The 16397-nt window shown below is 66.0% G+C and carries 14 protein-coding genes; 10 read left to right on the forward strand and 4 right to left on the reverse strand.

Features of this window, described 5'->3' with window-relative positions; all coding sequences use genetic code 11:
• Window positions 1-139: 139 nt before the first annotated feature.
• The gene (gene ubiE, locus LL06_RS11425; RefSeq protein WP_035526554.1) at window positions 140-916 is read right to left on the reverse strand and encodes a bifunctional demethylmenaquinone methyltransferase/2-methoxy-6-polyprenyl-1,4-benzoquinol methylase UbiE; all 777 of its coding nucleotides are present in this window, start codon (window positions 914-916) and stop codon (window positions 140-142) included.
• A gap of 220 nt (window positions 917-1136) precedes the next feature.
• Between ubiE and mutM the strand changes: the two genes are divergently transcribed.
• The 7 genes from mutM (at window position 1137) to LL06_RS11460 (ending at window position 8953) form a co-directional block, all read left to right on the forward strand.
• Window positions 1137-2033 (forward strand): bifunctional DNA-formamidopyrimidine glycosylase/DNA-(apurinic or apyrimidinic site) lyase, encoded by an 897-nt coding sequence (gene mutM / locus LL06_RS11430; RefSeq protein ID WP_035526462.1) that lies wholly within the window; start codon window positions 1137-1139, stop codon window positions 2031-2033.
• 63 nt (window positions 2034-2096) lie between these two features.
• Complete coding sequence (locus LL06_RS11435; protein WP_035526464.1) at window positions 2097-2870, forward strand: enoyl-CoA hydratase; 774 nt, start codon at window positions 2097-2099, stop codon at window positions 2868-2870.
• A gap of 194 nt (window positions 2871-3064) precedes the next feature.
• On the forward strand, window positions 3065-3331 hold the full coding sequence (rpsT, locus tag LL06_RS11440) for a 30S ribosomal protein S20 (protein WP_035526466.1): 267 nt from the start codon (window positions 3065-3067) through the stop codon (window positions 3329-3331).
• Window positions 3332-4204: 873 nt separating this feature from the next.
• Window positions 4205-5656, forward strand: a complete 1452-nt coding sequence (dnaA, locus tag LL06_RS11445) for a chromosomal replication initiator protein DnaA (protein WP_035526469.1) — start codon at window positions 4205-4207, stop codon at window positions 5654-5656.
• Between the two features lie 217 nt (window positions 5657-5873).
• Window positions 5874-6992 (forward strand): DNA polymerase III subunit beta, encoded by a 1119-nt coding sequence (gene dnaN, locus LL06_RS11450; protein WP_035526471.1) that lies wholly within the window; start codon window positions 5874-5876, stop codon window positions 6990-6992.
• Window positions 6993-7053: 61 nt separating this feature from the next.
• Window positions 7054-8205, forward strand: a complete 1152-nt coding sequence (gene recF / locus LL06_RS11455) for a DNA replication/repair protein RecF (protein ID WP_035526474.1) — start codon at window positions 7054-7056, stop codon at window positions 8203-8205.
• Window positions 8198-8953 (forward strand): molybdopterin-synthase adenylyltransferase MoeB, encoded by a 756-nt coding sequence (locus LL06_RS11460; protein WP_035526477.1) that lies wholly within the window; start codon window positions 8198-8200, stop codon window positions 8951-8953. Before recF ends, LL06_RS11460 begins: the two co-directional genes overlap by 8 nt.
• Window positions 8954-9052: 99 nt before the next feature.
• Here the strand turns inward: LL06_RS11460 and LL06_RS11465 are convergent, their stop codons facing one another.
• The gene (locus tag LL06_RS11465) at window positions 9053-10057 is read right to left on the reverse strand and encodes a D-glycerate dehydrogenase (protein ID WP_035526480.1); all 1005 of its coding nucleotides are present in this window, start codon (window positions 10055-10057) and stop codon (window positions 9053-9055) included.
• Between the two features lie 341 nt (window positions 10058-10398).
• Between LL06_RS11465 and LL06_RS11470 the strand changes: the two genes are divergently transcribed.
• Window positions 10399-10899, forward strand: coding sequence for an SH3 domain-containing protein (locus LL06_RS11470; RefSeq protein WP_052161451.1), 501 nt, complete (start codon window positions 10399-10401; stop codon window positions 10897-10899).
• A 231-nt stretch (window positions 10900-11130) separates the two neighbouring features.
• Entirely contained in the window at window positions 11131-13074 is a 1944-nt protein-coding gene (locus LL06_RS11475) for a 5'-nucleotidase C-terminal domain-containing protein (RefSeq protein WP_052161447.1), read from the forward strand.
• 75 nt (window positions 13075-13149) lie between these two features.
• On the opposite strand, the gene ilvD is transcribed toward LL06_RS11475, so the two are convergent.
• Window positions 13150-14982, reverse strand: a complete 1833-nt coding sequence (ilvD, locus tag LL06_RS11480; protein WP_035526486.1) for a dihydroxy-acid dehydratase — start codon at window positions 14980-14982, stop codon at window positions 13150-13152.
• 222 nt (window positions 14983-15204) lie between these two features.
• The gene (gene irrA / locus LL06_RS11485) at window positions 15205-15636 is read right to left on the reverse strand and encodes an iron response transcriptional regulator IrrA (protein ID WP_052161448.1); all 432 of its coding nucleotides are present in this window, start codon (window positions 15634-15636) and stop codon (window positions 15205-15207) included.
• A 238-nt stretch (window positions 15637-15874) separates the two neighbouring features.
• On the opposite strand from irrA, the gene fabA reads away from it, so the two are divergent.
• Complete coding sequence (fabA, locus tag LL06_RS11490; protein ID WP_035526562.1) at window positions 15875-16390, forward strand: 3-hydroxyacyl-[acyl-carrier-protein] dehydratase FabA; 516 nt, start codon at window positions 15875-15877, stop codon at window positions 16388-16390.
• Window positions 16391-16397 lie beyond the last annotated feature (7 nt).

The raw sequence follows: 16397 nt of genomic DNA on the forward strand, positions 1-16397 counted from the left end.
AGCAGGGTGGCGAGCCGGTGGCCGAACAGGGCCCCGCCGGTCAGCTCGTCGGCGGGCAGCGAGGCGATCACGCCCTCGCGCACAAGGATGAAGCCCGCCCGCGCGAGGCGCAGATAAGTGCCGAGACTTGCCATGCCGCTCAGATCTTCCAGGCCGAATGCAGCGCCGCGATGCCGCCGGTGTAATTGGTGTAGATGACGCGGGCGAAGCCGGCGCGCTCGATCATCGCGGCGAAATCGCGCTGGCGCGGGAACTTGCGGATCGATTCGACCAGATACTGGTAGGGCTCGGCCTCGCCGGCGATGGCCTTGCCCATGCGCGGGATGCCGTTGAACGACCAGGCGTCGTAGATACGGTCGAGGATCGGCATCTCGACCTCGGAGAATTCCAGGCAGAGAAAGCGTCCGCCGCGCCTGAGCACGCGGTAGGCCTCCCTCAATGCCTTGTCGATGTCGGGCACGTTGCGGATGCCGAAGGCGATGGTGTAGGCGTCGAAGCTGTTGTCCTCGAACGGCAGCTCCTCGGCATTGGCCTCGACGAAGTCGAGGTTGTCGCTGTAGCCCTTCTTGGCCGCGCGCTCGGCGCCGACGCCGAGCATCGAACCGTTGATGTCGAGCACGGTGCCGGTGGCCTGGCGATCGGAGGCGGCGACGATGCGGAAGGCGATGTCGCCGGTGCCGCCGGCCACGTCGAGGAAGCGGAACCCGGCGCGCCGCGGCGGATTGAGGCTTGCCACCATGGCGTCCTTCCAGATCCGGTGCATGCCCGCCGACATCACGTCGTTCATGATGTCGTAGCGCTTGGCGACCTTGTGGAAGACGTCGTTGACCAGGACCTGTTTCTCGCCATCGGCCACGGTGCGGAAGCCGTAGCTGGTCTGCATTCCGCCCTCGGTGGATACGCGCTGTTGTGACATCTTGTTTTCCTGCATTTCGTCCAGACGATTTCAAGCCATTCCCGGATCCCGGCCCGGAATTCCGGCATCTTCGGTCGCGACCATAGCGGATCGGGTCCCGGCGCGCTATCTAGGCAAAACCGAGCAGCCTGCGGCATAGCGCATCGCCTTATAGGCCAGGCTTGAAGAGATTGCCACCGGCGCCGATTGCAGCGCGCCAGACACCGCCAGGAGGCCGCGCGTGCCCGAATTGCCCGAAGTCGAAACCGTCCGCCGCGGCCTGGAGCCGGTGATGCAGGGCGCGCGCTTCCTCAGCGTCGAGCAGCGCCGCGGCGACCTGCGCTTCGCCTTTCCGGAAGGCTTCGCCGGCCGGCTCGAAGGCCGGCAGGTGGTCTCGCTCGGTCGGCGGGCCAAATACCTGCTGGGCGACCTCGACGACGGCATGGTGCTGGTCTGCCATCTCGGCATGTCGGGTTCGTTCCGGATCGAAGCGCAAGGGGAAGGCTCGCTCGTGCCCGGTATCTTCCACCTGGCCCGCTCCAAGGACGACCGGCACGACCATGTGGTCTTCGCCATGGAGGGCCCGGCCGGCCGCGCCCGGGTGATCTACAACGACCCGCGGCGCTTCGGCTACATGGACCTGGTCGCGCGGGCGGCGCTTGACGAGCATCCCTGGTTCCGGGGCCTGGGCGTGGAGCCGACCGGCAACAGCCTGGATGCGAGCGAACTCGCGCGCCGGTTCGCGGGCAAGACCGCGCCGCTCAAGGCGGCGCTGCTCGACCAGCGCAACATCGCCGGGCTAGGCAACATCTATGTCTGCGAGGCGATGTGGCGGGCGCGGCTGTCTCCGCTCAAGCCGGCGGGACGGCTGGTGACACCGACCGGGAGGCCGAAGGCGCCGCTGGCGGAGCTCACCGCGGCGATCAGCGCGGTGATCGACGAGGCGATCGCGGCGGGCGGCTCGTCGCTCAGGGACCACATCCGCACGGACGGCACGCTCGGTTATTTCCAGCACGGTTTTTCGGTCTATGACCGCGAGGGAAAGGCTTGCCCCCGGCCGGGCTGTGGCGATACGGTCCGCCGCATCGTGCAGGGCGGGCGCTCGACCTTTTATTGCCCAAGCTGCCAGAAGAACTGATCCGGTCCTGGAACCCATTCGCCCTGGATGAGTTCCCCCAGGCCCCCAACGAGGAGAGAGGCGATGGCGCTCAAGACGCTGAAGACGGAGACACACGGCCGGGTGGCCATCATCACGCTCAACCGGCCCGATGCGCTCAATGCGCTCAATTCCGCGCTGCTGGCCGAGTTGCGCAAGACGCTCGCCGGATACGACGCGGACGACAAGATCGGCGCGATCGTGCTGACCGGATCGGAAAAGGCCTTCGCCGCCGGCGCCGACATCAAGGAAATGCAGAACAAGGACTATGTCGGCGCCTATCTCGAGGATTTCTTCGAGGGCTGGAGCGCGGTGGCGGGGACGCGCAAGCCGGTGATCGCCGCGGTGGCGGGCTATGCGCTGGGCGGCGGCTGCGAGCTCGCCATGATGTGCGACTTCATCATCGCCGCCGACACGGCCAAGTTCGGCCAGCCGGAGATCACGCTCGGCGTCATTCCCGGCATGGGCGGCACGCAGCGGCTGACGCGCGCGATCGGCAAGGCCAAGGCCATGGACCTGTGCCTGACCGGAAGGATGATGGATGCCGAAGAGGCTGAGCGCTCCGGGCTGGTGGCCCGCGTGGTGCCGGCCGGCGAACTGCTGGCGACAGCCACCAAGGTGGCCGAGAAGATCGCCGGCTTCTCGCTGCCGGCGACGATGATGGCCAAGGAATCGGTCAACCGCGCCGACGAGATGACGCTCAACGAAGGCCTGCGCTTCGAACGGCGGCTGTTCCACTCGCTGTTTGCGACGGAAGACCAGAAGGAAGGCATGGGCGCCTTCGTCGAGAAGCGCAAGGCGCAGTTCAAGCATCGCTGAGGAAATGCGCCTGCGGGCCGGCGCCAAAGCGGATTTTCGCGTTGACGCACGCCGCGATACCCGGTATAGGCCCGCCATCGAATGGCAGCTTCCGGGCTCGCCATGGTTTTCTCGCATTCCGGCTGTCGAAGCGACGACCCTCGCAAGAGGCGCTTTCCGGTCGGAACAGAGCATGTGACACTTGAGAGGCATTCATGGCCAATACAACTTCGGCGAAAAAAGCGACCCGCAAGATTGCTCGCCGCACTGACGTCAACAAGGCACGCCGGTCGCGCGTGCGCAGCTTCCTCCGCCTGGTCGAGGAAGCCATCAGCTCCGGCGACCAGACCGCCGCAGCCGCCGCATTGAGGGCCGCGCAGCCCGAACTGATGCGCGCCGCCTCCAAGGGCGTGGTTCACGCCAACACGGCGTCGCGGAAGATTTCCCGGCTATCAAATCGGGTCAAGGCGCTGAACGCCTGAGCACCCGAAAATATCGTTTGACGGCTAAGGGCCCGGCTTGACCGGGCCTTTTTCGTTGTGTGCCAATAGCTTGCGCCGAACCGATTGAAAGCCGGCAACCGAATTGTCACGGTTCCGTCACGTTCGCACAGAAAATCCAATAATTTCAATTATTTGCCGGAGGTCCGCGATTCCGCGCCACGCAGAGCGACGCGGATTCCCGGGCAGGCTGTCAAGGCCCGAAATATAATATCCAAGCCTTCCTCAAGCCTTAAAAAAACGTAAAGCCGCGAAAAGGTAATGAATCCAATTGCCTGTTTCCGCGCCACCCCGACGGGCTTTTTCAACCATTGAGAGTCAAGCCCTCAAACGTTACTTTTTCGTAAATAAGCTGCTTGATCTGACCCTCCCATCCTGCCTAAATAACCCTCGACAAGGGGCACGGAGCCGGACGGTTCCAGGGACACCTTCTGCTGATTTTGGCGGCAGTTTCCCATCCGCAACTTGGTGCGTGACGCTTCTGTCAGGCAAACTCTGAAATAAACCTTCGGTTGCAAGGGCGCTTTGCGCCCTGCGGTGGGGCTTTGACCGTCTGAACTGATGTTCCGGCGGAACGGTGAAGATGTGTTCCAAGGGCGATACGAGGTCGCCGGCGGAACCGGGCGAAAGGAACGAGAGGCGGCGGGGACGACCGCGACGAAGAATACGGCATGCGGAACATTCCGCATCACGGGGCGGCCATCATGACGATGGCCTGAATGCGGCCAAAAGGGATGACCAGCGGCGATGCAAACAATAATGACAACAGCGCGTAAAGCGGCAGAATGGGGCGTGCAGGGCGCCGCCCGACCGCTCAGCGGCGATGCTTGCCCGCCGGCGGACAAAGGGGCGGACATGAACAAGAACAATCTGATCTTCGATCGGGTGACGGCGCGGCTGAAGGCGCAGGTCGGACCGGAGGTCTTCACGAGCTGGTTCGGGCGGCTCAAACTGCAATCGGCGTCAAAGAGCGTGGTGCGCCTGTCGGTGCCGACCGCCTTCCTCAAATCCTGGATCAACAACAAATATCTCGAGCAGATCAGCGCGCTGTTCCGCGAGGAGGATCCGGATATCCTCAAGGTCGAGATCGTGGTGCGGTCGGCGACGCGGGCCGGCAATTCCGGCGAGGCGGCGGCGGAACCCTCGGGCCCGGCCATCGTCAGCCAGGCTCCGGTCCCGGCGCGCAAGGAGCAGCAGCTTTCGGTCAAAGGCGTGGGCGCGCATGTCTCGGCCTTCACCAAGGGCCACCAGGCCGCCAATGCGGTGATCGGCTCGCCGCTCGATCCGCGCTACACGTTCGAGAGCTATGTCGAGGGCTCGTCCAACCGGGTGGCGCTGGCCGCGGCCAAGACCATCGCCGAGGCAGGAACCGGATCGGTCCGCTTCAATCCGCTGTTCATCCATTCCAATGTCGGACTGGGCAAGCCCCACCTGCTGCAGGCGATCGCCGCGGCGGCGAGCCGGCACGCGCGCAACCCGCGCGTGGTCTATCTGACGGCGGAATATTTCATGTGGCGCTTCGCCACCGCGATCCGCGACAACGACGCGCTGTCGTTCAAGGAATCGCTGCGCAACATCGACCTTCTGGTGATCGATGACATGCAGTTCCTGCAGGGCAAGTCGATCCAGCACGAATTCTGCCATCTGCTCAACATGCTGCTCGACTCGGCCCGCCAGGTGGTTGTCGCCGCCGACCGCGCGCCGTGGGAGCTGGAATCGCTCGATCCGCGGGTGCGCTCGCGGCTGCAGGGCGGCGTCGCCATCGAGATCGAGGCGCCCGACTACGAGATGCGGCTGGAGATGCTCAGGCAGCGGCTGGCAGTCGCCCAGATCGAGGACGGCTCGCTCGACATCGGCGAGGACATCCTTGCCCATGTGGCGCAGAACATCACCGCCAGCGGGCGCGAGCTCGAAGGCGCCTTCAACCAGCTCCTGTTCCGGCGCAGCTTCGAGCCCAACCTGACGCTCGAGCGGGTGGACCAGTTGCTGGGCCACCTCGTCAATGCGGGGGAGCCCAAAAGGGTGCGCATCGAGGACATCCAGCGGGTCGTCTCGCGGCACTACAATGTCTCGCGGCAGGAACTGGTGTCGGACCGGCGCACCCGCGTCATCGTCAAGCCCAGGCAGATCGCCATGTACCTGGCCAAGACCATGACGCCGCGCTCGTTCCCGGAAATCGGCCGCCGCTTCGGCGGGCGCGACCACACCACAGTGCTGCATGCGGTGCGCAAGATCGAGGGTCTGATCGGTTCGGACACCAAACTCGGCCACGAGATCGAATTGCTCAAGCGGCTGATCATCGAGTAGCGGCCCGTCTGCTGCCGATTATCCCCAGAATCCCGGTCCGGCCCGAAAGGTCCGGGCCGGTTTTTGTTGCATATCAGGGGTATAATCTGCCATTTTGCACGCCCGGGCGCGGCGCACCTGCGCCGCATCCTGGCCCGGGCAGGGCAAAAGCCTGACAAACAGAATTTGAAAGGCCCTCGCGCGCCCGCGCGGGCCCCAGCCAAGCGGTAGCCAGATCATGCGTGTCACCCTCGAGCGTTCCAATCTCCTCAAGTCGCTGAACCATGTGCACCGCGTGGTCGAGCGCCGCAACACGATCCCGATCCTGTCGAATGTGCTGCTCAAGGCCGAAGGCGCGACGCTCGACATGAAGGCGACCGACCTCGATCTCGAGATCACAGAGGCCACACCGGCGATGGTCGAGCAGGCGGGCGCCACCACGGTGCCGGCGCATCTGCTCTACGACATCGTCCGCAAGCTCTCCGACGGCTCGGAAGTGCTGCTGTCGACCAATCCCGACGGCGGATCGATGACGGTCGCCTCCGGCCGGTCGAAGTTCTCGCTGCAGTGCCTGCCGGAATCGGACTTTCCGGACCTGACCGCCGGCGCCTTCACCCACACCTTCCGCCTGCCCTCGACCCAGCTCAAGATGCTGATCGACCGGACCCAGTTCGCCATCTCCACCGAGGAGACGCGCTACTACCTCAACGGCATCTTCATGCATTCGATCGAAAGCGAAGGCGCGCTCAAGCTGCGCGCGGTGGCCACCGACGGCCACCGCCTGGCCCGCGCCGACGTCAACGCCCCGGCCGGCTCCGAGGGCATGCCGGGCATCATCATTCCGCGCAAGACCGTGGGCGAGCTGCAGAAGCTGGTCGACAATCCGGACATCGTCGTCACCGTGGAAGTGTCGGACGCCAAGATCCGCTTCACCATCGGCTCGGTGGTGCTGACCTCGAAGCTGATCGACGGCACCTTCCCCGATTACCAGCGGGTGATCCCGACCGGCAACGACAAGGAACTCACCGTCGACTGCCAGACCTTCGCGCAGGCCGTGGACCGGGTGTCGACGATCTCGTCGGAGCGCGGCCGGGCGGTCAAGCTCGCCATCGCCGACGGGCAGCTCACGCTCACCGTCAACAACCCCGATTCCGGCAGCGCCACGGAAGAACTGGCGGTCGGCTACGACCGCGATCCGCTGGAGATCGGCTTCAACGCCAAGTACCTGCTCGACATCACCAACCAGCTCTCGGGCACGGACGCGGTGTTCATGCTGGCCGATCCCGGCTCGCCGACGCTGGTGCGCGACACCGCCGGCGACGACGCGCTCTATGTGCTGATGCCGATGCGGGTGTAGGGCTGATCTTCTCCTTCCCGCAAAGGACTGCCGGCCGCGGCGCGGCCGTGCGGAGACCTGCATGGCCCCAAGGGTGCATATTCAACGACTGAAGCTTGCGGGCTTTCGCAACTATGCAAGCCTGTCGCTCGAACTCGACCAGCGCCACGTGGTGCTGGCGGGCGACAACGGCGCGGGCAAGACCAATCTGATGGAGGCCCTGTCGCTGCTCACGCCCGGCCGCGGCCTCAGGCGCGCCGCCTATGGCGACCTGATCAAGGCCGGCTCGGCGCCGGAGGCTGGCTTCAGCGTGTTTGCGAGCCTCGAGGGCATGGCCGGGCCGGTCGACATCGGCACCGGCGTCGACGGCGGCGAGGAGACGGGCGCGCGCCGGGTGCGGATCAACGGGGCGCCGGCGCGCTCGACCGACGCGCTGCTCGAGCACCTCAGGCTGTTGTGGCTGACGCCGGCGATGGACGGGCTGTTCACCGGGCCCGCGGGCGACCGGCGGCGGTTTCTCGACCGGCTGGTGCTGTCGGTGGATCCGGCCCATGGCGGCCGGGCGCTCAATTACGAGCGCGCCATGCGCAGCCGCAACCGGCTGCTGTCGGAAGGCCGGGCGGATCCGGCCTGGCTCGACGGGCTGGAGGCGCAGATGGTCGAGCTCGGCGTGGCGATGGCGATGGCCCGCACCGAGGTGGTGAGCCTGCTGTCGGGGCTGATCGACGACAGCCAGGCGCACAGCGTGTTTCCGGCCGCCACGGTGCGGCTGGAGGGATTCCTGGAAGATCCGGGCCTCACCTCGGCCGGCGACATGGAAACGGCCTTCGCCGCCGAGCTCAGGTCCGGCCGGGGGCGCGACGCGGCGGCCGGGCGGACGCTCACCGGACCGCACCGCTCGGACCTGATCGTGCATCACCGCGCCAAGGCGATGCCGGCGGCGCTGTCGTCGACCGGCGAGCAGAAGGCGCTTCTGATCGGCATCGTGCTCGGCCACGCGCAACTGGTGCGCGGCATGACCGGGCATGCGCCGATCCTGCTGCTCGACGAGATCGCCGCGCATCTTGACGAAGGCCGGCGGGGGGCGTTGTTTGACCTGATCGAGGCGCTCGACTGCCAGGCCTTCATGACCGGCACGGACGCGCAGATGTTTTCAAGCCTGGGATCGCGCGGCCGCATACTGATGGTGGCGGATGGCCGGGTGAGCCCGCACCGGGAGACGGACCATGACTGACCCCCTGAGCCCCGACGAGGTGGCGCGCTACGCCCGCCATATCGTGCTTGCCGAGATCGGCGGCAGCGGCCAGCAGAAGCTGAAGGCGGCGCGGGTGCTGGTGGTCGGCGCGGGCGGGCTCGGCTCGCCGGTGCTGAGCTATCTCGCCGCCGCCGGTATCGGGCTGCTGGGCGTCGTCGACGACGATCACGTCTCGCTGTCCAATTTGCAGCGGCAGATCCTGCACGACACCGCCCATATCGGGCTCGCCAAGACCGAGAGCGCCGCGCGTGCGCTCAAGAGGCTCAATCCGCACACGCATGTGGTGACCCACGAGATGCGGCTGACGGCCGAGAACGCCGTCGACATCCTCACCGCCTATGACCTGGTGGTGGACGGGTCGGACAGTTTCGAGACCCGCTACCTCCTGGCCGACACCTGCGAGCGGCTCGAGATTCCGCTGGTCACCGCCGCGGTGGGCCGTTTCGACGGATCGGTGACGGTGCTGACGCCCTATGAGACCGACGCCCGGGGACGGCCCTGCCCGCGCTTCCGCGACCTGTTTCCCGAAGCGCCGCCGCCCGGGCTGGTGCCCTCCTGCGCCGAAGCCGGCGTCGTCGGCGCGCTCACGGGCGTGATTGGTACGCTGGAAGCGATGGAGGTGATCAAGCTCATCACCGGCGCGGGCGAGCCGCTGGTCGGGCGCCTGCTGCTCTATGACGGGCTGGCGGCGAGTTTCCAGACGGTGCGCTACAAGCGGAAGGGGTGAGTTCGAAGCTCGGGGACAGTTTACTTTTTCGCGTTTAAATTGCTTGTGATAATTGTTCAGCTTTAATGCGAAAAAGTAAACTGTCCCCGAACTCCAACCTCAGTTCCTGAGCGGCAGCACGCGGTCGGGCGGGCGGTGGCCGTCGAAGAAGGTGCGGATGTTGATGATCACCTTGTCGCCCATGTCGATGCGGCCCTCGATGGTGGCCGAGCCCATATGCGGCAGCAGCACCACCTTGCCTTCGGCGGCGAGCTTGACCAGGCGCTTGTCCACCGCCGGCTCATGCTCGAACACGTCGAGGCCTGCGCCCGACAGGCGGCCGTCGCGCAGCGCCTTGATCAGCGCGTCCTCGTCGATGATGCCGCCGCGGGCCGAATTGACGATGTAGGCGCCCGGCTTCATCAGCTCGAGCCGGCGGGCCGACAGCAGGTGGAAGGTCGCCGGCGTCGACGGGCAATGCACCGAGACGATGTCGACGCGGGCCAGCATCTGGTCGAGACTGTCCCAGTAGGTCGCCTCGAGCCGGTCCTCGGTGGCCGGATCGACGCGGCGGCGGTTGTGGTAATGGATCGACAGGCCGAAGGCCTTGGCGCGGCGGGCGACCGCGGTGCCGATGCGGCCCATGCCGATGATGCCGAGCCGCTTGCCGCCGATGCGGTGGCCCAGCATCCAGGTCGGCGACCAGCCCTTCCAGACGCCGCCGGAGCCGACGATGATGTTGGCGCCCTCGGTGAGCCGCCGCGGCACGGCCAGCATCAGCGCCATGGTCATGTCGGCGGTGTCGTCGGAGAGCACGTTCGGGGTGTTGGTGACGGTGATGCCCTTCTTCTGCGCCGCCTCGACATCGATGTTGTCGACGCCATTGCCGAAATTGGCGATCAGCTTCATCTGCGGGCCGGCCTGCTCGATCAGCGCGGCGTCGATCCTGTCGGTCACGGTCGGCACCAGCACATCGACGGTGCGCATGGCGGCGACGAGTTCGGGCTGGGTGCGGGGTTCGTCGGTGATGTTGAGTTCGGCGTCAAACAGCTCACGCATGCGGGTCTCCACCGCGTCCGGCAGGCGGCGGGTAATGTAGACCTTGGGTTTTTTTCGGTTTTGCATCGTGTTGAGGTCCGGCGTTGATAGCTCTTTAACCAAACTCGCCGACTATGGCGGGTGCGTTATGCTTTTTCTAACAGACCCTCCGGCGATGACAATCCAATGCGTCCGGATTGATGTTTAAAAAAGCCCGCGACGCCGCGCGCGCCCCTTCCGGCTGCGCCTGTCGCAGGCAACGCGCCCGACCCGGTTCCGCCCGGTAAAACGGCGAAAAACCAGGGTCGTGCAACAGGTTTCAACGGCGCCGACCGGGTTGGCGTCCAACCGAAAAGGTGTGAGTCATGCGTCGCCTTTCCCTTTTTCCAGCCCTCTGCCTGGCCGTCGCGGGCCTGGCGCTGAGCCCGATGCTGGGCGCCGGACCAGACGTGGGAACGGCCGCCCTGGCCCAGGCCGCAACCAAGGGCCCGAGCGGCCTGCCGCTGCCGCGCTTCGTCAGCCTCAAGGCCAAGCGGGTCAATCTCAGGATCGGCCCCGGCCGCGACTACGCCGTGGCCTGGCTCTACACACGCTCCGGCGTGCCGATGGAGGTGATCCAGGAATATGACAACTGGCGCCGGGTGCGCGACGCCGAGGGCACCGAGGGCTGGGTCTACCAGTCGCTGCTCTCGGGCGAGCGCACTGCCATGACCGCGCCGTGGATGCGCGGCACCGGCGAGCAGGAATTCATCAACATGCACCGAGAGGCCCGCACCAGCGCCAATGTGGTGGCGCGGCTCGAGCCGGGCGTGGTGGTCGAGGTCAAGGCCTGCGACGGCGACTGGTGCGAGGCCCGCGCCGACGGCGTCGACGGATGGGTGGCCCAGGACGAAATCTGGGGCGCCTATCCGGGCGAAGCCTTCAAGTAACACGCCCAGGACCGGCCGATCCGGCGCCCGACGGACGCGCAGCGGGGGTGCGGCGAAATGGCCCCGCGCGGCCCGGCGCCGCGTCATCGGAGCTTCATGAACGCATGGCAAGGCCTCCCGCGGGGATATGTTTCCTCTCCGCTGCCATAGGAGGTCATTGTGACTGGTGCCGCGTTTCCTTTTTCACGTCGTCATTTTCTCAAGTCGAGCGCCGTCGTCGGGCTGACAACCATGTCGCCGTTTCTGACGTTCCGCGCCGGCGCCGCCGCCCAGGGCGAATTGCAACTGGTTGCCGCAACCCCGAACCCCAAGGGCGCGTTCGAGCGGCTGTTCCTGCTCAAGGGCGACCCGTTCTCCGGACCCGTCAGCGCGATCGTGACGGCCGAGGGCAACCCGGTGCCGGAGCCGTCCCTGGCGGCGGGCGAGCGCCGCGTTCTGCGGCTGTTGCATTTCAACGACCTGCACAACCACATCACCGACACCCACGCCAAGAAGGGCGACACGCACCGCCTTTCGCAGATCGTCAAGAAGGTCCGCGACGCCAGGGCGTCTGCCGCCGAAGACGAGGCGGTGCTGTTCATCTCCGGGGGAGACGACCACACGGGCTCCGTGTTCGACGAACTGCTGGGCTGGTCGCCTGAGGGTTTCGTCGCCGATCCGGCCTATCGCAGCTATTCGGCTGCAGGGGTCGACATCGCGGTTCTCGGCAACCATGAATTCGACCGCGGCTGCGAACTGCTCAAGACCGGCCTCGACGCCGACGCGAGGTTCCCGGTGCTGTCGGCCAATGTCCGCGGCTCGAAATTCATGGCGATGAACGAGGACTACGCCTGCGCGGCGATCGCCGAAGTCAAGGGCCTGCGCATCGGCTTCATCGGGCTGACCACCGCGGTCGACACCCGCGTCGGCCAGGCCGCCGACCCGGACCTGGCGGTCACGAGCCCGGTCGAGGCGATCCGCAACCTGATGCCGGCGGTGGCCTCGGTGTCCGACGTCGTCGTCATCCTGTCCCATTGCGGCTACGGCTCGGGCAGCCACAGGAGCGGCAAGGCCGGCACCAACCGGATGATCGGCGAAGGCGACTTCGACATCGCCGCCGCGGCCGGCCCGCTGACCGACAAGCCGGTGGTGCTGATCGGCGGCCATTCGCACACGCGGCTGAATGCCGAGGGCATCGATCCCGACAACATGATCGAGGGCGTGCTGATCACCCAGGCCGAGGCCAACGGCTCGCATCTGGGCGAGATCGCCATGTCGATCGCCGCCGACAATGGCCGCAAGGCCTGGTTCTCCTCGGTCAGCCTGCATCCGGTGAAGACCCGCGACGACCGCGTCGCCGCCGACGATCCGAAATACAACGATCTCGAGCATGACGGCGACTATGACGCGGCGTTCGAGGCGGAGCACATCGCGCCGCTGCTGGCGGCGCTCGACGAGAAGCTCTCGGAGGTGATCGGCACCGTCGAGGACGGCGAGCTGGTGTCGACCGAACGCACCATCGCCGACCGCTACATCCGCGAATGCGCCATGGCCAATTTCATGAACGACTCGCTGGTCGAGCGCTCGGCGACCTTCGCCAACGGCCGGATCGACCTCGCCATCTTCAACGCCACCGGCCTGTCGTCGGGCGTGAGCGAGGGGCCGCTCAGCTTCAGGCAGTGGTTCGACGTCATGCCCTATGCCGACAATGTGCATGTGGCGACCATGACCGGCGCCCAGATCCAGCAGATGCTCGACAACAACGCCAAGCGCATCCTGCGGCCGGAAGAGCTCGACAATGGGGACATCAAGCTCGACAGCTTCGTGTCGCGCGGCTTCCTGCATTTCTCCAAGGGCCTGCGCTACCGCATCGACCACGGCAGTTCCGCCCAGGAAGCGCGGGCGGTCGAGGTGGAAATCAACGGCAGGCCGCTCGCCGAGCAGATGGAGGAGAGCTTCACCATCGCCTTCAACACCTATATCGCGCTGGGCGGCTTCGGCGAGGCCTGGAACGGCAAGCCGATCGGCGGCGGCGTGGCGGGCGAGATCGCCAGCATGGATCTGCGCCAGCTCGACTATCTGCACACAGGGCTCGTCTACCGCAACGAGATCATCGCCTTCATCCGCGATGCCGGCGTCGTGTCGCCCAGGACCGGGGTGGTGCTGGACGGCCGGCTGCAGACGGCCAACGCCTGACGCCAAACATCATGGGCTGGCCTTATCCGGCCAGCCCATGGGAGTTCGAGTTGATTCTTTCGGCTGCCCGCCCCCTCAGAGAATGCGCACGGCACCCTTCGAGGCGCTGCTGGTCATGGCGGCATAGGCCTTGAGCGCGGTGGAGACGGCGCGTTTGCGCGGCTTGGATGGCTGCCAGCCCTCGGCTTCGCGCCTTGCCCGGCGTTCGGCCAGAACCGCCTCGTCGACGGCGAGGTGAATGCTGCGATTTGGGATATCGATCTCGATCATGTCGCCGTCCTCGACCAGGCCGATGGTGCCGCCTTCGGCCGCTTCGGGCGAGACATGGCCGATCGACAGGCCCGAGGACCCGCCCGAGAAGCGGCCGTCGGTGACCAGCGCGCAGGCCTTGCCCAGGCCCTTGGATTTCAAATAGCTGGTCGGATAGAGCATTTCCTGCATGCCGGGGCCGCCGCGCGGGCCCTCGTAGCGGATCAGCACCACCTGGCCGGGCTTGACCTTGCCGGTGAGGATGTCGGAGACGGCGTCGTCCTGGCTCTCGAAGATCTTCGCGGGACCGGAGAATTTCAGGATCGACTCGTCGACGCCGGCGGTTTTGACGATGCAGCCGTCCTCGGCCAGGTTGCCGAACAGCACGGCAAGGCCGCCATCCCTGGAGAAGGCGTTCTCGACATTGCGGATCACGCCGTCGGTGCGGTCGAGATCGACGCTGTCATAGCGGCGCGACTGCGAGAAGGCGGTCTGGGTGGGCACGCCGCCGGGCGCGGCGCGGTAGAAATCATGCACCGCCGGGTCGTTGGACTGGACCACGTCCCATTTCGCCAGCGCGTGCTTCATGGTCTTCTCGTGGATCGTGCCCACAGAGGTCTCGAGCAGGCCCGCACGGTCGAGTTCGCCCAGGATCGCCATGATGCCGCCGGCACGATGGACGTCCTCCATGTGCACGTCGCTCTTGGCCGGCGCGACCTTGCACAGCACCGGAACCTTGCGCGACAGCCGGTCGATGTCGGCCATGGTGAAATCGACCTCGCCCTCATGGGCGATGGCCAGCAGATGCAGCACCGTATTGGTCGAGCCGCCCATGGCGATGTCGAGCGTCATGGCGTTCTCGAAGGCTTCGAAGGAGGCGATCGAGCGCGGCAGCACGCTCATGTCGTCGCCCTCGTAATGGCGCTTGGCGAGCCCGACGATGGTGCGCCCGGCTTCGCGGAACAGCCGCTCGCGGTCGGCGTGGGTGGCGAGCGTCGAGCCGTTGCCGGGCAGCGCCAGGCCCATGGCTTCGGCCAGGCAGTTCATCGAATTGGCGGTGAACATGCCCGAGCAGGAGCCGCAGGTGGGGCAGGCCGAGCGCTCGATCGAGGCGACGTCTGCGTCGCTGACGCTGTCATCGGCGGCGGCGACCATGGCGTCGACCAGGTCCAGCGCCTTCTCGGTGCCGTTCTCGAGGATCACCTTGCCGGCTTCCATCGGGCCGCCGGAGACGAAGATGACCGGAATGTTGAGCCGCATGGCCGCCATCAGCATGCCGGGCGTGATCTTGTCGCAGTTGGAGATGCAGACCATGGCGTCGGCGCAGTGGGCGTTGACCATGTATTCGACGGAATCGGCGATGAGTTCGCGCGAGGGCAGCGAATAGAGCATGCCGTCATGGCCCATGGCGATGCCGTCATCCACCGCGATGGTGTTGAATTCCTTGGCGACGCCGCCGGCCTTCTCGATCTCGCCCGCCACGAGCTGGCCCAGGTCCTTGAGGTGGACATGGCCGGGGACGAACTGGGTGAAGGAGTTGACCACCGCGATGATCGGCTTGCCGAAATCGCCGTCCCGCATGCCGGTGGCCCGCCAGAGGCCGCGGGCGCCCGCCATGTTGCGGCCATGGGTGGATGTTCTCGAACGATAGGGCGGCATGTGATTTCCTCTCGGCTCCCGAAACAAAGACCGTCCCCCGCGGCGCGGGCGCCGGACGGCACTGCACCGCTAGTAATCGGAAATCCATGCCATTTCCAGAGCGATCAGGGCAGAACAGGCAGAAGCGGCGGCCGCAGCGCGTTCCGGCGTCACCAAAACTGCGCCTCTCGGGCGCGGGCCGGCGCCATCATGTCGGATGGATTCAGAAAAAGCCGGGACGGCTCAGCGCTTGCGGCGGACGCGGATGACCACGTCGACATGGGTGATTTCCATGCCTTCGGGGGGTTCGGGAAGATTGGCCACGGAAATGTTGCCCACCGGGATGTCGAGCACCTCGTTGGCGCCCTCGACCACGAAATGATGGTGGTCGGAGACATTGGTGTCGAAATAGGTCTTCGCGGTTTCGAGCGACAGCACCCGGAGCAGGCCGGCCTCGGTGAACTGGTGCAGCGTGTTGTAGACGGTCGCCAGCGAACAGGGGACGCCGACGCCGACGGCCTCTTCATGCAGTTCCTCGGCGGTCAGGTGCCGGTCGCCCTTGGCAAACAGCAGGTCGGCGAGCGCCACACGCTGGCGCGTCGGGCGAAGGCCGGCGCCCCTGAGGCGCAGGGCCGAATCGCGGTCCGCGGATCTTGATGTGTGCGCACGGGGCATGATCAGAAGGGTCCAAACTGCAAATTGTGTTCATTCCATATAACTTTTGTGGGGATAGCTTTCAATAGACCCCCCGAACCTACTTTCCGTAACGTCGCCTCTTTCGCTCGCAGGCCTCATCCGGTATTCGAGGATGCCGCGCCGGCCGGTTTCGCTCATGCGCGGGGCTGTGCTAGCGTGCACGGCGAAAGCAATGGACGCCGCGCGGAAAGACGGCGAAACGGGAGACGCATTCTACATGGTCGACAGGCAATCGAGCTACAGCTACGACGAACTTCTCACATGCGCGGAAGGCGAGCTGTTCGGCCCCGGCAACGCGCAATTGCCGCTGCCGCCGATGCTGATGGTGCACCGGATCACCGACATTTCCGAAACCGGCGGAGAGTTCGACAAGGGCTACCTGCGCGCCGAATTCGACATCACCCCGGATCTCTGGTTCTTTCCCTGCCATTTCAAGGGCAATCCGGTGATGCCCGGATGCCTCGGCCTCGACGGCATGTGGCAGCTCACCGGCTTCTATCTCGGCTGGCTCGGCGAACAGGGCCGCGGCATGGCGCTGTCGACCGGCGAGGTGAAGTTCAAGGGCATGGTGACGCCGGACGTGAAGCTCCTCGAATACGGCATCGATTTCAAGCGCGTGATGCGCGGAAGGCTGGTGCTCGGCATCGCCAATGGCTGGCTCAAGGCCGATGGCGAGACGATCTACAACGCCACAGACCTGAAGGTCGGCCTTGCCAAGGACAAAACCGCCTGACACACCC

The sequence above is a fragment of the Hoeflea sp. BAL378 genome, assembly GCF_000759435.1.
In the GTDB taxonomy this organism is placed as follows: domain Bacteria; phylum Pseudomonadota; class Alphaproteobacteria; order Rhizobiales; family Rhizobiaceae; genus Hoeflea.